General features: G+C 59.4%; 16 protein-coding genes and 1 pseudogene. 16 read left to right on the forward strand and 1 reads right to left on the reverse strand.

Annotated elements, in window-relative coordinates; genetic code table 11:
* Positions 1-74: 74 nt before the first annotated feature.
* Positions 75-983 (forward strand): tyrosine-type recombinase/integrase, encoded by a 909-nt coding sequence (locus tag AB9K37_RS07140; protein ID WP_369836507.1) that lies wholly within the window; start codon positions 75-77, stop codon positions 981-983.
* 115 nt (positions 984-1,098) lie between these two features.
* Complete coding sequence (locus tag AB9K37_RS07145; protein ID WP_369836510.1) at positions 1,099-1,290, forward strand: helix-turn-helix transcriptional regulator; 192 nt, start codon at positions 1,099-1,101, stop codon at positions 1,288-1,290.
* Positions 1,291-1,474: 184 nt separating this feature from the next.
* Here AB9K37_RS07145 and AB9K37_RS07150 read toward each other — a convergent pair.
* Positions 1,475-2,272: pseudogene (locus AB9K37_RS07150) on the reverse strand (IS5 family transposase).
* Between the two features lie 290 nt (positions 2,273-2,562).
* Between AB9K37_RS07150 and AB9K37_RS07155 the strand changes: the two are divergent.
* The 14 genes from AB9K37_RS07155 (at position 2,563) to AB9K37_RS07220 (ending at position 17,786) form a co-directional block, all read left to right on the forward strand.
* Entirely contained in the window at positions 2,563-4,473 is a 1,911-nt protein-coding gene (locus AB9K37_RS07155; protein WP_369836512.1) for a type VI secretion system Vgr family protein, read from the forward strand.
* Positions 4,474-4,483: 10 nt separating this feature from the next.
* A complete protein-coding gene (locus AB9K37_RS07160; protein WP_369836514.1) occupies positions 4,484-5,053 on the forward strand; it encodes a hypothetical protein in 570 nt (189 codons plus the stop codon).
* On the forward strand, positions 5,053-5,340 hold the full coding sequence (locus tag AB9K37_RS07165; RefSeq protein WP_177218651.1) for a PAAR domain-containing protein: 288 nt from the start codon (positions 5,053-5,055) through the stop codon (positions 5,338-5,340). The genes AB9K37_RS07160 and AB9K37_RS07165 overlap by 1 nt, the downstream gene beginning before the upstream one ends.
* Before the next feature lie 250 nt (positions 5,341-5,590).
* Positions 5,591-6,349: a hypothetical protein gene (locus AB9K37_RS07170; protein WP_369836516.1), complete on the forward strand. Its 759-nt coding sequence runs from the start codon at positions 5,591-5,593 to the stop codon at positions 6,347-6,349.
* Positions 6,346-8,376, forward strand: coding sequence for an MFS transporter (locus AB9K37_RS07175; RefSeq protein WP_369836519.1), 2,031 nt, complete (start codon positions 6,346-6,348; stop codon positions 8,374-8,376). Before AB9K37_RS07170 ends, AB9K37_RS07175 begins: the two co-directional genes overlap by 4 nt.
* Positions 8,369-9,370 carry an ABC transporter substrate-binding protein gene (locus AB9K37_RS07180; protein ID WP_369836522.1) on the forward strand — a complete coding sequence of 334 codons (1,002 nt, stop codon included), beginning with the start codon at positions 8,369-8,371 and terminating at the stop codon, positions 9,368-9,370. The genes AB9K37_RS07175 and AB9K37_RS07180 overlap by 8 nt, the downstream gene beginning before the upstream one ends.
* Positions 9,371-9,407: 37 nt before the next feature.
* Complete coding sequence (locus AB9K37_RS07185; protein ID WP_369836525.1) at positions 9,408-10,778, forward strand: ImpA family type VI secretion system protein; 1,371 nt, start codon at positions 9,408-9,410, stop codon at positions 10,776-10,778.
* A gap of 37 nt (positions 10,779-10,815) precedes the next feature.
* The gene (locus AB9K37_RS07190; RefSeq protein ID WP_369836527.1) at positions 10,816-11,340 is read left to right on the forward strand and encodes a type VI secretion system tube protein Hcp; all 525 of its coding nucleotides are present in this window, start codon (positions 10,816-10,818) and stop codon (positions 11,338-11,340) included.
* A gap of 23 nt (positions 11,341-11,363) precedes the next feature.
* Positions 11,364-11,867 (forward strand): type VI secretion system contractile sheath small subunit, encoded by a 504-nt coding sequence (gene tssB / locus AB9K37_RS07195; protein WP_369836529.1) that lies wholly within the window; start codon positions 11,364-11,366, stop codon positions 11,865-11,867.
* Complete coding sequence (gene tssC / locus AB9K37_RS07200) at positions 11,867-13,348, forward strand: type VI secretion system contractile sheath large subunit (protein ID WP_369836532.1); 1,482 nt, start codon at positions 11,867-11,869, stop codon at positions 13,346-13,348. Before tssB ends, tssC begins: the two co-directional genes overlap by 1 nt.
* Before the next feature lie 7 nt (positions 13,349-13,355).
* Positions 13,356-14,723 (forward strand): type VI secretion system contractile sheath domain-containing protein, encoded by a 1,368-nt coding sequence (locus tag AB9K37_RS07205; RefSeq protein WP_369836535.1) that lies wholly within the window; start codon positions 13,356-13,358, stop codon positions 14,721-14,723.
* On the forward strand, positions 14,723-15,130 hold the full coding sequence (locus tag AB9K37_RS07210) for a GPW/gp25 family protein (RefSeq protein ID WP_369836537.1): 408 nt from the start codon (positions 14,723-14,725) through the stop codon (positions 15,128-15,130). The genes AB9K37_RS07205 and AB9K37_RS07210 overlap by 1 nt, the downstream gene beginning before the upstream one ends.
* Positions 15,127-16,866, forward strand: coding sequence for a type VI secretion system baseplate subunit TssF (locus AB9K37_RS07215; protein ID WP_369836540.1), 1,740 nt, complete (start codon positions 15,127-15,129; stop codon positions 16,864-16,866). Before AB9K37_RS07210 ends, AB9K37_RS07215 begins: the two co-directional genes overlap by 4 nt.
* Positions 16,863-17,786, forward strand: coding sequence for a type VI secretion system baseplate subunit TssG (locus AB9K37_RS07220; RefSeq protein WP_369836543.1), 924 nt, complete (start codon positions 16,863-16,865; stop codon positions 17,784-17,786). The genes AB9K37_RS07215 and AB9K37_RS07220 overlap by 4 nt, the downstream gene beginning before the upstream one ends.
* Positions 17,787-17,799: the final 13 nt, after the last annotated feature.

Genomic DNA, 17,799 nt, shown 5'->3' on the forward strand with positions numbered 1-17,799 from the left:
CAAGGCCTCCAGCGCGACCTTCGCCTTGAACTCCGGCGCATGCTGCTTGCGTTTAGACATCTCTGATCTCCTTCGTGTTGAAGATCAGCAGACTGCATATTGTAGCTTATGTCAGTGTCCGAATTTCGGGGGGTAGCTCAATCAACACGCTGCGGCAACATGCATATCCACGTCTTGGAAACCTGCCGGTTGACAGGCTGACCCCATCTGACTTTGCCGAAGTCCTTAAGCCAATTTGGTTGAAGACCCCAGAAACCGCAGATCGTGTGAGGCAGCGCTGCCATGCGGTCATGGAGCACTGTATTGCGGAACAGCTCATCCAAGCCAATCCGCTTCAATCGGTCAAGAAACTGCTGCCACAGCAAAAGAAGGCGTCTAGTGCACATCACTGCGCGGTTCCTTATCGTGATCTGCCGGATGTCATGCAGGTGATCTATCCCGATCCACAAAAGGTCTCTGCAGGTCGTAGTGCACTCACCTTTGTGATCTTGACGGCCACCCGTTCTGGGGAGGTCCGCAAATTGACTTGGGATCAGATCGATTTCGCCGAGCGGATGTGGCACATCCCTGCCGAGAACACCAAAACAGGTGCCCCCCATGAAGTCCCGTTAAGCGACCAAGCGCTTAGAATTCTGAACCATCAGCGTGGTTCCTCCGACAACGACTATAAAGAAGTCTTTCGCGCGAGCACACGCGGACCGCTCAGCGACATTACCCTCACGAAAGTTCTGCGTGACAACAACATTGTTGGAGACGTTCTGGGACGCACAGCGACGACCCATGGTTTCCGCTCGACGTTTCGCGACTGGGCTGCGGAAAACGGGTATCCGTTTGAGGTCGCCGAGGCAGCCCTTGCTCATGCGATCAAAGGAGGCGCTGTCAGACCCTATTATCGCACCCGCCATCTTGAGCAGCGGAAGAAAATGATGAACGCGTGGGGCGATTATGTTTTCTCAAAATCGGATGTTCTCAAAGTTACATAGCATCGCTCCTAGGTGCGATGCTCAAGTGAAGTCTATGCATTCTATATTTTGCATACGTTAATTTAAGCGCAAACATTTTGATGTAAGACTGTCCTCATAAAAGGATCAGTCCAGTATGGAGACAAGAAAAATTATAAAAATCCGCGCTGTCTGCGAAAGAACGCAACTCAGTCGCGCAACAATTTACAGGAAGCAGGTCAAGGGCGAGTTCCCGTCTTCCGTTAAGCTCAGCACACGATGTGTGGGATGGTATGCGGACGAGATTGAAATGTGGCTCGGGCAGTTACCGAGAACACATAGCGGGTAGCATTTGACAGTTAAGTCGCTGAACACTAATATAATTTGTCTGCACGTATGGCCTATGACGGGCTACTGCACCGATGTGCGCTGAAACTGGTATTGATTGAGTGAGCACTGGCTGGAACCGCCAAACTGGCGCCACAAGTCTCAAGCAGCGGGCACCTAATACAGAGTTCTACTAGGGGCAGTATTCATAACCAGTAAATGACGAAAGCCGCGAGGACGATGGCTGAGAGGAACACCTTGGGGCATCGGTCATAGCGGGTCGCGACGCGCCTCCAGTCCTTGAGCCTGCCGAACATGATCTCGATGCGGTTGCGCCGCTTGTATCTTCGCTTGCCATATTTGACCGTCGTCTTGCGTTTCTCACGGCCTGGGTCGCAGGCGCGTATCCCGTTGTCCTGCAACGCTTCTCTGAACCAGTCAGCGTCTAGCCACGATCTCCGAGTAGCTATTTGACATCTGGGAGCTCGCTGAGCAGCGCCCGTGCTCTGATATAATCGCTGACGTGTCCAGCGGTGAGGAACAGGTCGATCGGTCGTCCCTGACTGTCGCAGATGGTGTGCAGTTTGGTCCCTTTCGGGCCATTGCTGCGCAATGCCCTACCGGGCAACGGTTCATCCCGCCTTTGGTTCGTTCGATCAGGCGACCACGCCCCCTTTTTTCGCGGCCATGCTGGTCGCCGTTCGGTGGGCCTTGAGGTATGTCGCATCAATCATTGCAGTCGTCTTCTCACCGTGTTCCGCCGCCAGCCCGGCCATGATACGTGCGAAGATGCCCTTTTCGCTCCAACGCTTCCAGCGGCTGTAAAGTGTTTTATGAGGGCCATATGCAGCAGGAGCGTCACGCCAACGCAAGCCATTGCGATTGATGAAGATAATCCCGCTCAGTACCCGCTTGTCATCAACCCGAGGGTTCCCGTGTGACTTGGGAAAGAAGGGAGCCAGACGTGCCATCTGCGCGTCGGTCAGCCAAAAGAGATCGCTCATGTCATCGCTCCGTTTTCGGAGGCGTGAATCACGTAGAGAAACTGAAATCAATGCATCCTGACCCAAACATTCAAAATGGACCAGTCAGATGAGGCTGCTCAGTTCGGTATTCACTCGTAAAGTAGCAACCTCCGCGTCAGTTCTCTGGTATCGATCCTGATCATGATTGATCTTTGCTTTCTTTTGGACACTTGTCAGAGGGACATGACTTTACCAGAGTAAACGAGGCGCCGATTTATCGGAATTTCTCAGTTCAGCGTGTTTTCCACATTCTTTGAACAAGCAGACCTATGGCGACATCCTTCGCAGCGTTCATCTCGATTGACGGTAAAGACAAACTGGGGGCCGATGCGTTCTCTGGACGAGAGCAGATATCGAGCCTGCCGGAATACGTGATCGAACTGTCCGAAGTGACGGCCAAGATCGCGGATTACATTGGCAAACCCGCCGAGATTTCCTTGCCCCCCGCCACCAACGCTGCTGGAATAGAACCGCGCACTTTTGCGGGTATTGTCACAGACGTTGAGCTGTTGACCGACACCGGCAATGCTTTGGCGGATCGGCAGCGCGCACGGCTGATTGTCCGGCCCTTTCTGATTTTGCTCGCCTACAGCAGCGCGAGCGTCATCTACCAGAACAAGTCCAGCGTCGAGATTCTGAACGATGTGCTGGAGCGGAACGGGATGAAGCGGGCGACGCTCTCGGTGACCGCGACCCCGCCAAAGCGCGCGACCTGCATCCAGTACAACGAGAACGACCTGAGCTTTGTCGAACGGCTCTTGGCCGAGGATGGACTGGTTTACTATTTCCACGATGGCTCGGCAGGGGCGACCATGCTGGTGCACGACACTGACAAACCCTTTCCCGCGAACAAGAGCGGCGGGGTTGAATTGACGGATCCGGCCAACGCGGACCCCAACCTCTTTCAAGCGCATAGGTTGGGATTGGGACGGCAGATTGTGACCGGTAAGGTCAGTCTGACCAGCTATGACGCTGCCAAGGCTGCGCAGGCCCTAGGTGGGCCGACGGACTCGACCGAGACCAAGATGACCGGAACGCCCACTGTTGTGGAATACCGGGCCGATCGTGGGGACGGTGTGAAAACCGATGCCAAGACCTTTGCCCGCCAGGTTCAGGGCGCCGAAAGCCGTCTGTCCGGCAGCACGGATCATCCTGCGCTGTTTCTGGGGCAGGCGCTCAAACTGGCCAAGGTTGCGGATGCCGACATGAAGGGCAGCTATGTGGTCAGCCACCTGGAGTTCGCGGCAAGCGGCAACGGGCTAAGCACGACCTTCCGTGCCGCACCTAAAGAGGCGCCCTATCTGCCGCCCCATTTGCCCAAGCCGCTGATCGCGGGGGTCCACAATGCGCTGGTCGTGGGCGGCAATGATGGCGAGGTCGCTTGTGATGCAGAAGGCCGCGTGAAGGTCAAATTCTTCTGGGACCAGAGCAAGGAAACCAAAGACACTACGGGCTGGATCAGCGTGGCAGAGACCTATGCTGGCAAGGGCTATGGCGGGCAATTCACCCCGCGGATCGGGCACGAGGTTCTAGTGTCCTTTCTGCATGGCGATCCCGATTGTCCGGTCATCACGGGCCAGATTTACAACGCGAAGAACAAGCCCCCCTTTGCCAAGGCGAACACCACGCAGACCGGTTATTCGACCAAACTGAAGGGCAAGCCGAACGAGCTGATCTTTGACGATTTGCAGGACAAAGAGAAACTGACGTTGAATGCGGCCAAGGATTATGAACTTACGGTTCAGGATACGGCCACGACCACGGTGACCAAGGACGAAAAGACCACGATCAAGGGCGAAGCGACGCGCAAGGTCGAAAAGTCCTGGGATGTGGACATCACCAAGGATCTGACGATCGACGCGCAGAACATCACCTTGACCGGCAAGAGCAAGATCACGCTCAAGGTCGGGAGTAGCTCGATTGAATTGACCTCTTCGGGGATCACGATCAAAGGCAGCAAACTCACGCTCGATAGCACGCAACTGACCGCCAAGGGCTCTGCCAAATTCGCGATTTCGGGCGGGCAGGGGGATGTGCAGGCTACAGGCCCGCTAAACCTGAAAGGCGCGCAACTGAATGCCGAAGGGTCCGTCATGGCAAAGCTCAAAGGCTCGGCGATGGCCTCGGTCGAGGGGGGCGGGATGACCCAGATCAAGGGCGCTCTGGTGAAGGTGAACTGAGGTGACGGCGATGAAAAAGATCCCCTTTGAGACCTGCGCAGATATCCTGAGCCGCTTTGAACTGTCAGACACCGGCGCGGCCGTCGCCCTGCCAGAGATGACACCGGAGGACGCGGTGTCTGCCCTAAGTACGCCGGAAACCATCTTTGACCTGATCAACTTCTTTGCTCATGCCTTGCCGCCCCGAGAGGGCCTGTGTTGGGCATTAACCCTATTGGCAGACGCCCTTAAAACCTCGCCCGATGCGGTTAGCGCGCGGAATACGGTGCGGGTCTGGATCGACGAGCCAACAGAGCGCACACGCCGCCGATGCGGTGATCTGGCCGACGCCATCGGGACCGAAGACCCCTTTGGCTGGCTGTGCCATGCGGTGTTCTGGAACGGGTCGGGCAGTATCGTCGCGCCGGATCTGCCTGTTGTCCTGCCCCAGCCTTATCTACACGCCAAGGCCCTGCTTGGCGCGGTGGGACTGCTAGCGCCTTTGGACGACGATGAACGGGCGGCTTTCGTCCAGCGCGTGCGCGAAACCGGACTGGCGGTCGCGGGCGGCGCGTGGCCCTGCCTGGAGGGAGAGCGCTGATGCTGGCGGCGCGCGTTGGGGATATGACTGTCTGCCCGATGGTCACGGGCATCGTGCCCCATGTGGGCGGGCCGATCTCGTTATTTGCGACGCCCATGGTCCTGATCGCCAACGTCCCGGTAGCGGGGGTCGGCAGCATGTGCACCTGCGTTGGTCCGCCTTCGACGATTGTGAAAGGCAGCGCTACAGTTCTGGCAGGAGGCAAGCCTGTTGCCCGCATGGGGGATACCACAGCGCATGGCGGAACGGTGGTTTTGGGCTGTCCGACCGTTCTGGTGGGCGGTTAGGCACAAATCCTCAGGTGGAATAAATGGAATGTGAATGTTCTGTTATGAAAGTCGTCGCCTCCCATTCTATTGATCACAAATCCTATCCGTATGGATAAGCGTAACCATCCTTGACAGGATCACAGATGCGAGAGTTTACTTGGGACAAGTCCGACTTTCGCAGGTGCATCGTTTGCACCCCAATATAGCTTGAAAAGTATGATTTAGTTGGTTGCCCGTGTGACGAAATCTAACGGAGTGACAATCGAACATGCTGTTTTTCAAAGAGTTCTATTTGAAAGTATTGCTGTCAGCATGGCTGGTCGTCGCGGCGATGCTGGCAATGCAGTTCAGCCTGAACATCCTTAAATTCAAGTCACTGGTTGGGCAGGCGACAGCCTCTCAGATGCAGGTCGTTGGCTCGACAATTGAGGCCAACGTCATGCGTGCCGAACAGGTCGGATTGGCCATCGACGAGATCGTCGGTCTGCAATCCTTGATTGAACGCGAAGCTGAAAAAGACCCGACCATATCGCGCATAATTGTCGTGTCTCCTGTGGGCCAGCCGCTGGTGCAATCCGGCGCCAAAGGGCTGCCTAACGAGGATCGCGCAGCCGTTCTGCGCCGTGTTTTCTCGGTTCAAGAACAAGAGAGCGCGATTGATCGCGGAACATGGATCTACTCTGGCCGTACGTTGCTCGACTCCTCTGGCATTGTGATGGGTGCAGTGATCCTGATGGCGCCGACGGATGTGACCCAAGCGGCCACCGCCGCTGTGCGAGAGAACCTGATTTCCAACTACGGTCTAATTTTCGGGCTTGTTGCTGCGACTTTGATCCCCTTGATCATCTACCTCTTTCGCGATGTGGGGTCGATCTTTGGTCTGCTGGGGACTGCACCTACTCGCGGGAGCGTGGAGCAAGAATATGTGGGTGAGGCAGGAGAACTCGCCTCCAGCCTGAGCATTGGAAATGCCCTCTTTGAGCAAGCCGAAGCCGAACTGGACGCGAGCCAAGGAGGCGTGAAATGAGCAGAGCTTCCACCGGTCTCGACGCCAGTCTGGGGCGCCGCCTTTTCCTTGCGACCGCGCTGTCGATGCTGGTTGCGGCTGCGCTCAGCGTGCTGACCACGATCACTCAGTACGAGGATCAGCTTCAGCCGTTTATCCTAGCAAAGACCGAAAGCGTCGCGCTGAAGGTTCGCAATGACATCGAATATGCCCTGTCCATCGGCGTCCCCCTCGACAAACTGAGGGGTGTTGACAAATTCGTTGCTGATTTGACCGAGGTACATCCCGAACTCAGCAAGATTGAGGTGCTGAGCGGGCCAGCTAGCGCCGTGTCTTCGTCCATGCCGTCCGAGGCTGGCAGCTTTGCAGGCAGCCTGAAGCACGGTATGGCGGCGATTGTGGGAATAGCGACAGGTCAGACCACGGGTGCTGGCTTCGCCAGCGCCGAGATCATGTCTGGCGGCCAAGCGGTGGGCCATGTGATTGCTCATACCAATCCTGCCTTTGTGGTCGAACAAATGCAGAGCGTTTTCTTTGACTCTATCGTGATCCTGATGGCGGTGACATTGGTTGCGGTCGAGATTGTTGTCGTTCTGACGGGGTTCAGCATCACCGAACCCCTGCGCAAGCTGGAAAAAGCGATTAGCCTGCGGGCCAAGGGCGATCTGGGTATCTACGAGAATTCCTCACGCGATACGCTGCCCAAACGGTTTGTCGATCAGTTGAATGCCATGAATGCCGCTTTGGCAGAGCGGGTGGCAGGCCTGCGCCGCGCGGGTGTGCAGGCCGTGGACCAGATCGCAGAGCGTTATCATCTGGACCGCCGCGATGCCCCGTCCGAAGCGACGATTATCGACGCGCGCATCCCGCTGTTCGTGTTCTGTGTCGCAGAAGAACTGCAGAAATCATTCTTGCCGTTATTTGTTGCGGAGTACTATCAGCCCTCTGATTTATTTGACAAAAACATCATGGTTGGCCTGCCGATTTCGTGCTTCATGTTCGTGATTGCGGCGATCACCCCTTTTGCGGGCGGGCTGGTGGATCGGTTCGGCAACCGGCGTCTGTTCTTGCTGGGGCTTTTGCCCGCGCTGGCGGGGTACATTGGCTGTTATCTAGCCCGCAGCGCGGATGACATCGTCATTGCGCGGTCCATCACAGCTGTCGGCTATGCGATCATCACGATCAGCGCCCAAAGTTACATCGCGGCCATCCTGACCAAGGAAAACCGCGCCAAGGGCATGGCGATCTTCGTTGGTGTTCTCATGGCGGCCACCATGTGCGGCACGGCAATCGGAGGCATTCTGGCGGACTGGCTGGGATACAAATCGGTGTTCCTCGTGTCGATCGGGTTGGCCTCTTTGGCGGGTCTCTTGGGATTCATGATGCTCAGCCGCGATGTGGGCGTCGCGCAGGGCGGTAAAAAGCCGGCAGGCGCGGGCAGCGCCATCGCCAGCTTGATCCAGAATAGCCGCTTTGTCTTGATCGTTCTGTTTTGCGCCATTCCGGCCAAGATCATCCTGACCGGCTTCCTCTATCTCTTCGTGCCGATCTATCTGGCCAGCCTCGAGGCATCGCAGTCCGAAATCGGTCGGATCATGATGCTGTATTCGCTGATCATTATCCCCGTCAGCCCGTTGGCGTCGTCCTTTGCCGACCGTGTGAACCGCAATCTGGCGATCGTGATTGGCGCGACGATTATGTCGGGGATCGTGCTGCTGGGACTGTACCAAAGCGCCTCTGTGGCGGCTGTTCTGGCGGTGGTGGCGGCTTTGGGCGTGGTCCATGCCTTTATCAAAGCGCCGCTTATCGTCGCCGCGATGGAAGCTGCCGAACAAAGCCCGGATATCACGCGCACCAGCGCCCTGAGCCTCTTGCGCACGTCAGAGCGGATCGGCAGCGTGGCTGGCCCCGTTCTGGTCGCCGCGATGTTGGTGCGGCTGGATTATCAGACCACCGCTGCTGTTCTTGGGGTTGCCATCGCTGCAATTGGTCTCGTGATGGCTTTAATTTCCGTTTTTGGGTCCAAAGGGGAGGTGGCCGATGCGTAACCTCCTGATCGGATTGATGATGACCCTTGCTGCGCCTGCCGCGGCAGAGTTCACCGCAGATAAGCCTGCGCGGATCGACATGGTGGTCTGGCGCGGCTGCGAAGAGGCCTGCGAGGGCTTTCGCCGGTTCTTTTCTGATCGAGATTTGCCAGTCGAAGTGAACGTGATTGATGTCGCCAAGGACAAATCGCTGCTGCGTGGCATACGGGACCAACTGAACGCCTCGCCCCCCGATCTTGCCGTCACATGGGGCACCAGCGTCACCACCGGCATTTTGGGCAAACGAGAGGAATTCGGGACCGGCAGCGCACTAGGGCAAACGCCTGCCTTGTTTATGATTGTGGCGGATCCCGTGCGCTCTGACGTGGTCGAAAGCTATGAAAAGAGCGGCCGCGATATGATCACTGGTGTGCGCAACCGAGTGCCAGAGGAAACACAGATCGCGCTGCTCAAGGCGTATTTCGCGCCAAAACGGGTGGGCGTGATCAATGATCCAACCGAGTCCAATTCTGCTTTGAATACTGAAGTTCTAGTCAATCTGGGGCCGGACGAAGGGTTCGAGGTCATCGCCCTCGAATATTCCCTGAATGACGAGAACAAGGCTGATCCCGCCGAAATTCCCGCCCTGATGGCTGAGTTGCGCGCCCAAGGAGCGGACGCGGTGTATGTCGGGTCCAGCAGCTTCAATCTGGAAAACCGCGACGCCTTTACCGCCGCCGCGATTGATCAGGGCCTGCCCGTTTTCACCGCCTACGCGCAAATGGTTCAGGACAGCCAGGCGCTGATGGCGGTCGCGAATGCCTATGCCAACGTGGGCAAACTCGCCGCGGCCCAAGCCCGTAAAATTCTACTCGACGGGGCCAGCCCTGCCGACATGCCTATTGCCTCGCTCGACCGGTTTTCGGTGTTCATCAACGCCGACACCGCCGCAGCACTCGATCTTTATCCGCCAATCCAACTGATCAACATCGCCGAGGTGGTCAAAGAAGACTGACCCCTAGGCGTCAGTGGGGGTCGGGGAGGACCCACATATGGACGCACTGAAGGCCAACATTTCCGACGATGCGCCCTTTGGGATCTATCTGAAAGGGGATCGCGCCGCGTATCGCGCCCTGCGGAATGCCTTTAATGGGGGACAGACCGCCTATCGTGCACTGTCCGAGACGGTTGAATCCCTGCAGGATCGCGATCTACAGTCCGCGGACGCCGAAGCATGGGGCCGTCTGGAAGAAGAAGCCGGACAGTGCCTGCGCGAAAAGTCCAAGGATCTGGAGATTTTCTGCTGGTATGTGGCGTCCCGCATTCACCTAAAAGACCCGTTGGCCAACACCGCCGCTGCCCTAGGGGCGATGACCGATCTGGTCGAGGGCAGCTGGGATGGCCTGCACCCCATTCCGCCAGACGAGAAGCTGAAAGCGGACGACGACGCGGGCCGCAAGAAAGAAGTCGATAGCGGCAAGCTGCGCATCTTCTTGCAACTGGTTGGCGAAGTCCCCGGTGGCGGTCTGCTGAGCCTGCCGCTGACCAATCTGCCGCTTTTCGGGGATTGTACCTATGGTCAGATGATATCTGCCGAAAAGGGCGAAGGCATTGCGAGTCTGAGCGGTGAAATGAGCGCAGCCGTAGGCAATGACAGTGACGGTCTGGCTGCGCGCATTATGGCGCTGCAACAGATGCAGGCGGTGGCTGAACGTCTGAACGTTGCCTTGCGTACGGTTGCGGCGTCCTGCGGTGAAAACCCTGTTCCAGTGGTCCACTTGACCAAGCAGATTGACGATATCCTCCGGCTCTTGCAGCAATTGACCGAGGGAACAGGCTTTGTTTGGCCCGGGTCTGAAGTGGTCGAGCCAGACACTCCCGTTGCAGAGGATTCAGAGGCGTCGCCACCCGATCATGCTGCGCCCGCGCAGCCGGCGGCACCTGCTGGCGGCGGCTTTGCGATCAGCGCAGGCTCACCAAATGACCGCGAGGCCGCGCTGGATGCCTTGGCCGAACTCGCGCGGTATTTCCGCAAGACTGAACCCCAATCCCCCATTCATCTGATGCTCGACCGTGCCGTGCGCTGGGGCCGTATGTCGATTGTTGAACTGTATGGCGAACTCCTTGGTGAGGGCAGCGACAGCTTCAACCGCATGGCCGTGATGACCGGCGTCGAAAGTTTCCAGTATTCGGGCCAGTCCGGGCGTCCCAAGCCTGCCACCCGAGCTGACCTGCCAGAATTGTCCCGCTACGACGCGCCCCCGCAGGTCACCCCGCCGCCCGCACCGGATCCTGTCATTGCACCGGAACCGGCGCCGGACCCTGACCCGCCTGTAGCGCAGGAAATGCCCGCTGCCGCGGCACCAGAAGGCCCCCAAACCGAAGAACCGACCGACCTGCCGATGCGCAGCTTCGAGTGGTGACCCTGACAACTGAACGATCCAACTAACGAGGTAAGACATGGCTATCTACATGAAGCTCGATAAGCTCGACACAATCGCAGGCGCTGCGACCGTCCCCGATGTGGGCGGCAAGAAAGGCCTGATGGCCGTCGACAATGTCCAGTTCGGCGCCGGCCGCCCTATCGGCATCGTTGTCGGATCGTCGACCCACGCGGAAACAGGGCAGGTTGATCTGTCGGATATCAGCGTCGCGCGGACCTGCGATGGGGCTTCGCCCTTTATCCAGACCTTCTTTTTCCAGCCCGGCGGCAACGGCCGGACCATCGATTTCGTGATCACCAAAGCCGACCGCAAAGGCGCAGGCATGGTGCCTTCGATGATCATCACCCTCGAGGAAGCCCGCCTGACCAGCTACTCGCTGTCGGCCTCGAGCGCGCAACCCGCCGAGAGCTATTCGATCGCCTACACCTCGATCGCCATCGCCCACTACAACGAAGAGGACAACGGCGAGATCAAGAAGGGTGACACCATCAAGTTCGATCTGGCTACCGCCAAGCTCGTCTCGGCGGCCAAACTTCCCTAATCGACCCAGCAGGAGACTAACCCATGGCACTGAATGCCCAACAGAAACGGGTCAGCAAGAACCGCGTCAGCATCACCTACGATGTCGAGACCGGCGGCGCGATGCAGACCAAGGAACTGCCCTTTGTGATCGGCATGATCGGGGGCTACTCCGGCGACCGCACCGACCGCGAACCAATGGAAGAGCGCACATTCTATTCGGTCGACAAAGACAACTTCGATCAGGTGATGACCCGCGTCGGACCGCGCCTGACCTATAAGGTCGAGAACAAGCTGCAGGACGACGGCTCCGAGTTCGAGGTCGATCTGGATTTCAAATCGATGAAGGACTTCGAGCCTGACGCGATCGTGGAAAAGGTCGAACCCCTGCGAAACTTGGCAAAGACCCGTGAACAGCTGATGACCCTGATGTCCAAGGCCGACCGGTCACGTGATCTGGAAAAACTGCTCAAGGAAATTCTTCAGGACGAAGACGCAATCAAGGCACTCGGTGACGAGCTTGGCGTGAACACCGGAGGAGACGAATAATGTCGGAAACCGAAGCACAAGGCGGCGCAGCGGCCGCCGCCGAAGAGGCCGTCAGCCTGCTGGATCAGGCGCTCGCGGCGACGTCTAGCACGCCGCAAGACACGACCAAGGAGCTGCTGTCTGTTCTGACAGAACAGGCCATGTCCGGTCAGGTCGTCTGGGACAAGAACGTTGGCGAAACGATCAAGAAGGCGATCGCGAAAATCGACGAGATGATGTCGAAACAGATGTCCGCCGTCATGCAAGAGGACAAGTTCCGCCGTCTGGAAGGTTCTTGGCGCGGCCTGCAAAAGGTCGTCCGCGAGAGTGAGGTCGGCGCGGCGCAGAAAATCCGTCTGGTCGATTTCAACAAGGAAGAACTGCTGGAGCAGTTCGAGGATGCCCCCGCTGTGGACCGAAGCCCCCTGTTCGAGGCGCTCTACCAGAGCGAATTCGGCACCGCGGGCGGTGAGCCGTATGGCGCGCTGATTGGGGACTACTACTTTGGCTACGGGGACGAAGACGTCGCCACCATGACCTACATGGCCGAAGTGGCGGCTGCGTGCCACGCACCGTTCATCGCGGCGGCAGGCAACGAGATGTTCGACTTCGACAGCTACGAGCGCTTCGAAGAGGGGCGTCCCGTGGCAGCCGGTTTCGACAGCCCGCTCTATGCGGCGTGGAATGCGTTCCGCGACAGCGACGACAGCCGTTACGTGGCCCTGACACTGCCGAGCACGCTGGCCCGTCTGCCCTATGGCAACAACGGACTGAAGGCCAAGTCCTTCAACTATCAGGAACTGGACACGGATGCCGAAGGCAACCAGCGTCCCACCGACAACTCGCAGCTGGTGTGGTCGAACGCCGCTTACGAGATGGCCCTGAAGATGAACGAGGCCTTCACCGCTTATGGCTGGTGCACCGCGATCCGTGGTCTGGAGAATGGCGGCAAGGTCGAAAACCTGCCCAATCTGACCTTCAAGTCCGATGCGGGCGACATCCAGCAGCAGTGCCCTTGCGAGGTGAACCTGACCGACGAACGCGAAAAGGAACTGTCCGATTTGGGCTTCCTGCCGCTGGTCCACTACAAGAACAGCAACTATGGCGTTTTCATCGGCAGCCAGACCACCCAGCGTCCGAAAACCTATACGGACACCAACGCCACCGAGAATGCCGCGATTTCGGCCCGACTGCCCTACATCATGGCATCGAGCCGCATTGCCCATTACCTCAAGGTGATTGGCCGCGACAAACTGGGGTCCAACCTAGAGGCGCCGGATCTGCAGCGTGACCTGCAGGCTTGGATCGACCAGTACACCAATTCTGGTGCGGTCGGAAACGCCGAACGGTCCAAGACTCCGTTGGCCGAAAGCAAGATCGAAGTCGTCGAGCAGCCCGGTCGTCCCGGCGCCTATTCGGCGGTGGCGCACTTGCGTCCATGGCTGCAACTCGAAGAGCTGCACACCTCGGTCCGTATGGTCACCAAGATCCCCGGCGGCTGAGGACATCATGCTCGATTCCGACGCCCAACTGGACCCAACCGCAGCAGAGATCATCGCGTGTCTTCTGGCCGAGTGCCGGACGACCGCCGATTTCCGCGCGCGGCTTGGCCGGATGATCATCGGGATCGACCAGAAGCTGTCCGCACAGCTGACCGAAATCATCGACGCTCCGCCCTTTGCGGCCCTAGAGGCTGGCTGGCGGGGCGTGTCCTCTGTCGTGCACGAGGCCGCTGGTGCGACAGACATCAAAATCCGTCTCTTTGACATGTCGTGGGACGAGATCAGCCACGATCTGAACAGCGCCAGCGGCGATCGCCAGACCGTCCTCTATCGCAATGTCGGGCTGAAAGAGCTGGAGACTGCGGGGGGGCATCCCTTTGGCCTTTTGCTTGTCGACCACGGGTTGTCGATGGATATCGACACCGAATACGACGAATTCTACACCGCGCAGCTTTTGTGTGCGCTGGGGGAAAACTGCGCCTGCCCGATCCTACTCGGCGTGGGGCGCGACTTCTTCGGCGAGGACGACGCTGCATGGATGAGCGACCTGCGCCGGTTGGGCAGCATCCTAGGCTCCGAAGACTACGAGGGCTGGCATCGTCTGCGCCAGACCCCTGCGGCGCGGTTCCTTGGGCTGGTCTGGCCAGACGTGCTGGCCAGAGGGCGCTATCAGCAGCATGACACCGGCTTCCGGTTTGACCAGAAGCCCTCGACGTCCGAGGGGCTGTGGCAGCATGGGATCTATGCCTTTGCCCGCACGGTGGTCGCCGAATACCGCCGCTGCGCGTGGTTCGGGTTCCTGAAACTGGTGGCCGATGGTCCGGGGCAGGGCGCTGTCCTTGGGGTCGACACCAGTCCCGTTCCCGATGCCACGGCGCGTCCAGCGGTCGGGTGCACCCGCGCGACCCACGGGGTTGGCCGCTTCCTGTCGGACGCAGGGTTCATCCCTCTGTGCGAAAGCACCAAGTCCCACGCGCTCTATTTTGTAGGCAACCGGTCCGTTTCGGACACGCAGGCGAACCCCTCGTCCGAAGTGCTGACCCAGATCCAGTCGGTCCTGATCGCTTGCCGCATGGTGCATTATCTCAAGGTCCAGATCCGCGCGCTGATAGGCCAGATCAAATCCGCCAGCGAATGCGAGCTGGTGTTGAACAACTGGCTACAGAACTACTGCTCTAATCTGGCCGAAGCCGCCCCCGAAATTCTGGCCAAGTACCCGCTGCGCGATGCCCGTGTGTCGGTCACTGATGTAGCCGCCGAACAGGGCCGCTTTGCCTGTAATATCCTGATCAAACCCCAGTACCAGATTGACCATCTGGTCAGCGAAATCCAACTGGCGACCGAACTTGGCGCCCCGCTGGCGAGGGCCTCGTGATGAGCTTTGCCCGCACCTTTCTCAGTGATCGCCTGACCGGAGCGGACTCCGAAGGGATCGGCCTGCACGTTGAACAGTTGATGCAAGCGGTCGCCCCCGAATGGCAGGTGCCAGAGACGCTGCCCCACGTTCGGGCCTCCAATCTGTGCTTTGGCGTGCCGATGAACTGGGCCTTGAACGACGCGGACCGCCAGCAACAGGTGTGCCGGACCCTGCGTTACAAACTCGGCCAGTTCGAGCCGCGCATCTCGCAGGTGCATGAAGTCCAGATGCAAGAGGACGAGGCGGGCAACATGGTCAGCTTTGTCATCCGCGCAGACGCAAAGATGGCGGATGGCGAAGAGGGGATCGAACTGGAAACGCGTCTGTCGCTCTTTGACCAACAGGTCGAGGAGGACAGCCTGTGAACGCCTTCCTCCAGTATTACGAGACCGAACTGGACTACATGCGCCGCTCGTTCGAGGCGTTCGAAAAAGCGAACCCCCAGCAGGCGCGGGCCTTGGGCATTTCTGCAGGGCGGAGCCGTGACCCCGATCTACAGCGTATAGCGGACAGCTGCGCCCTGATCGCCGCGCGCCTGCATCAGCGTCTGGATAACACGCGTGCTGATATCTCGCTTGATCTGTTGCGCCTGGCCTGTCCGGGGTTCCTGTTCGGTGCGCCAAGCTATGCGACGGTTGCCGTTGACGCGGGCGCACTAGAGGGGAGTGTCACCGTGCCCCGTGGAACCGCCGTTTACCACGACGAAGACGGCAAGCCCCAGTCCCGTTTCGCGGTCGCGCGGGATGTGTCGGTGTCCCCCGTGCGGATCACCGGCGTGCGCCTTGAAAGCGCGCCATTTTCCTTTGCGCTGCCCGAAGGGACGCGCCGCTCGGATGCCGCCTTGTGTCTGACGGTTGAAACGGTGGACGGCGAGACGCCGCTGGCCGAAGTCCTTGGGTCCAGCCTAGAGATTTGCGTGACTGCGGATGGCCGCCGGAATGCCCGTCTGTGCAATGCTTTGGCAGGCGGGTGCGTGGCGGCCCATGTCGCCAGTGGTCCCAGCCTGAAGACTTTGGAACCGGCCAGCCTGCGCCCCGTGATCGACGTTGCCGACACCGCCCATCTGCCGGTTTTCTACACCCAGACCGAAGGTCTGGAGGGCCTGCGCGACTACCTGTGCTACCCCGACAAAGGCAAATTCTTTGCCCTTCAGTCGCTGTTCCCTCAGACACCCTCGGCCGAGATCCGCATCTTTCTGACGGCCCAATCTGCGGCCAGCCTGTCAGCCCCCCATGATGATGATCTGGCGCTGAATATCATCCCCTGCCTGAACCTTTTCGAGACCACGAGCGAGCCGCTGCGCTATGACTATGCCCGTGACCGCATTCCGGTGTCGGCGCTCAAGGAAACCTCTGCTCCCTCGACGATCCTGCGGGTCGATGCGGTCTATGAACTCAGCGCCGACGGCGAGCGCCGCCTGCCCGAGATTTTCGACGCGCCCCACATGGCGGGAACCTCCAGCGTCAGATGGCAAGAGCGCCACGTGGTTGGCGAGTTGGAGCCGAACCGTCGCGAGCTGTCTTTTTCCGTGGGGGCTGACGGGGCACGGGATCTGGATTTCGTCGCCGCGCTCTATTGCTCGAACGGTATTCATGGGGAACGCCCGCGCCCCGGTGCACCCGCGCGGATTGATCTGGCGGGGATCGCGGATGCAACCTTTGTCAGTGAACCGACCGTTGCCATTCCTCCGCGGCTCGATGCCAGTTGGCAGTGGGATATCCTGTCCTTGGTGAACGGGAATTTCGGCGCGATCCTCGAAGAGCATGACGCTGCTGCCTCGCTGCGCCGTGTCCTGCATCTGTGCGCGCCCGGTGGATATACCCCCTGCGCCGAGGCGATCGTGGACGTCACCCGCACCTTGGGGACCGCGCCGGTGCAAATTGGCCGGAATGTCATTCTGGCCGCAGGCTCGCTGGTCGAAATCGTGCTTGATCTGGATGTGCTTCCGGTGCCGGAACAGATATTTGCCCGCGTGCTTGACCGGTTCCTTGGGAGCTTTGTCAGCTATGATCGCTTTATCGAGGTCAGCATCCGCGCCCGCGGCGACAGCGCGCCTCTGATCCGCTTCCCCCGCCGTCATGGCAGTCAGGAGGCCGCATGACGGACCGGAGAGATATCCTGACCGATATGTCCGCACTACAGGCGCAGCGCGTGGCCGAGCCTCGGTTCCGCCGTGCGCTTGCTGCGGATGCGGTGGACCCTGCGCCGTTCGGGTCAACCGGAATGGGGGATGCAGGGATTCACGCGCCGCACTCCCATACGGATGACTATTCGCTGTCCCTGCAGGGCCTGCGCAGCATCGATGGCGGCCTGCCGGATTACCTGATCGAAGAGATGTACCGCCGCTTGAACGCGGGGGACCGGTCACTCTTTGACTTCCTTGGTATGTTTGATCGCCGTTTGACCGAGCTGTCCTTGGCGGTCGAAGAGCACGCCTTGCTGGTTGCAGAGCAGGACATAGGTGCGGGTGGGGACGGTTTCCTGCAGCTCGTCGCGCGGCTCTGCGGGCAGAGCGATGCGGCCCTGCCGCTCTTGGCCGAACTCCAGACCCGTAGCCGAAGCCTGAGCAGTCTGCGCCGGACCCTGTCGTGGTGGACGGCTCGCGACGTACAGGTGCACGCCGATTTCGGCCGCGCCGCACCCGTTGACGAAGCTTGCCGTACCGCCCTTGGCCGCAAGGCCGCCGGACTGGGGCAGGGCACCTTGCTGGGGAAATTCGGACGCACGGCTCAGGGTCGGATCGAGGTTGAAATCCACTGTGCCGACCGCGCCAGTTTCGAGCAACTCTTGGCGGATACCGAGATGCTGCGGGGCTTCTGGCAGGTGCTGCGGGCGACGCTGCGTGATCCGGCGCCGTTCTCGGTCTTTGCGGTGGTGCCGCGCGATGCGGTTGACGTCCCGCGCCTGTCTGCACGCAGCGGGCAGGGCACCCGCATTGGTCAATACAACTGTCTGGGACGCTCGCGTCCCCAAGGAAAAACCACCCGCATCAAACTTCGAAACAGTGCCGCGGCAGCATAACAGGGAGCGCGTC

This window comes from Donghicola sp. XS_ASV15, assembly GCF_041224595.1.
In the GTDB taxonomy this organism is placed as follows: domain Bacteria; phylum Pseudomonadota; class Alphaproteobacteria; order Rhodobacterales; family Rhodobacteraceae; genus Donghicola.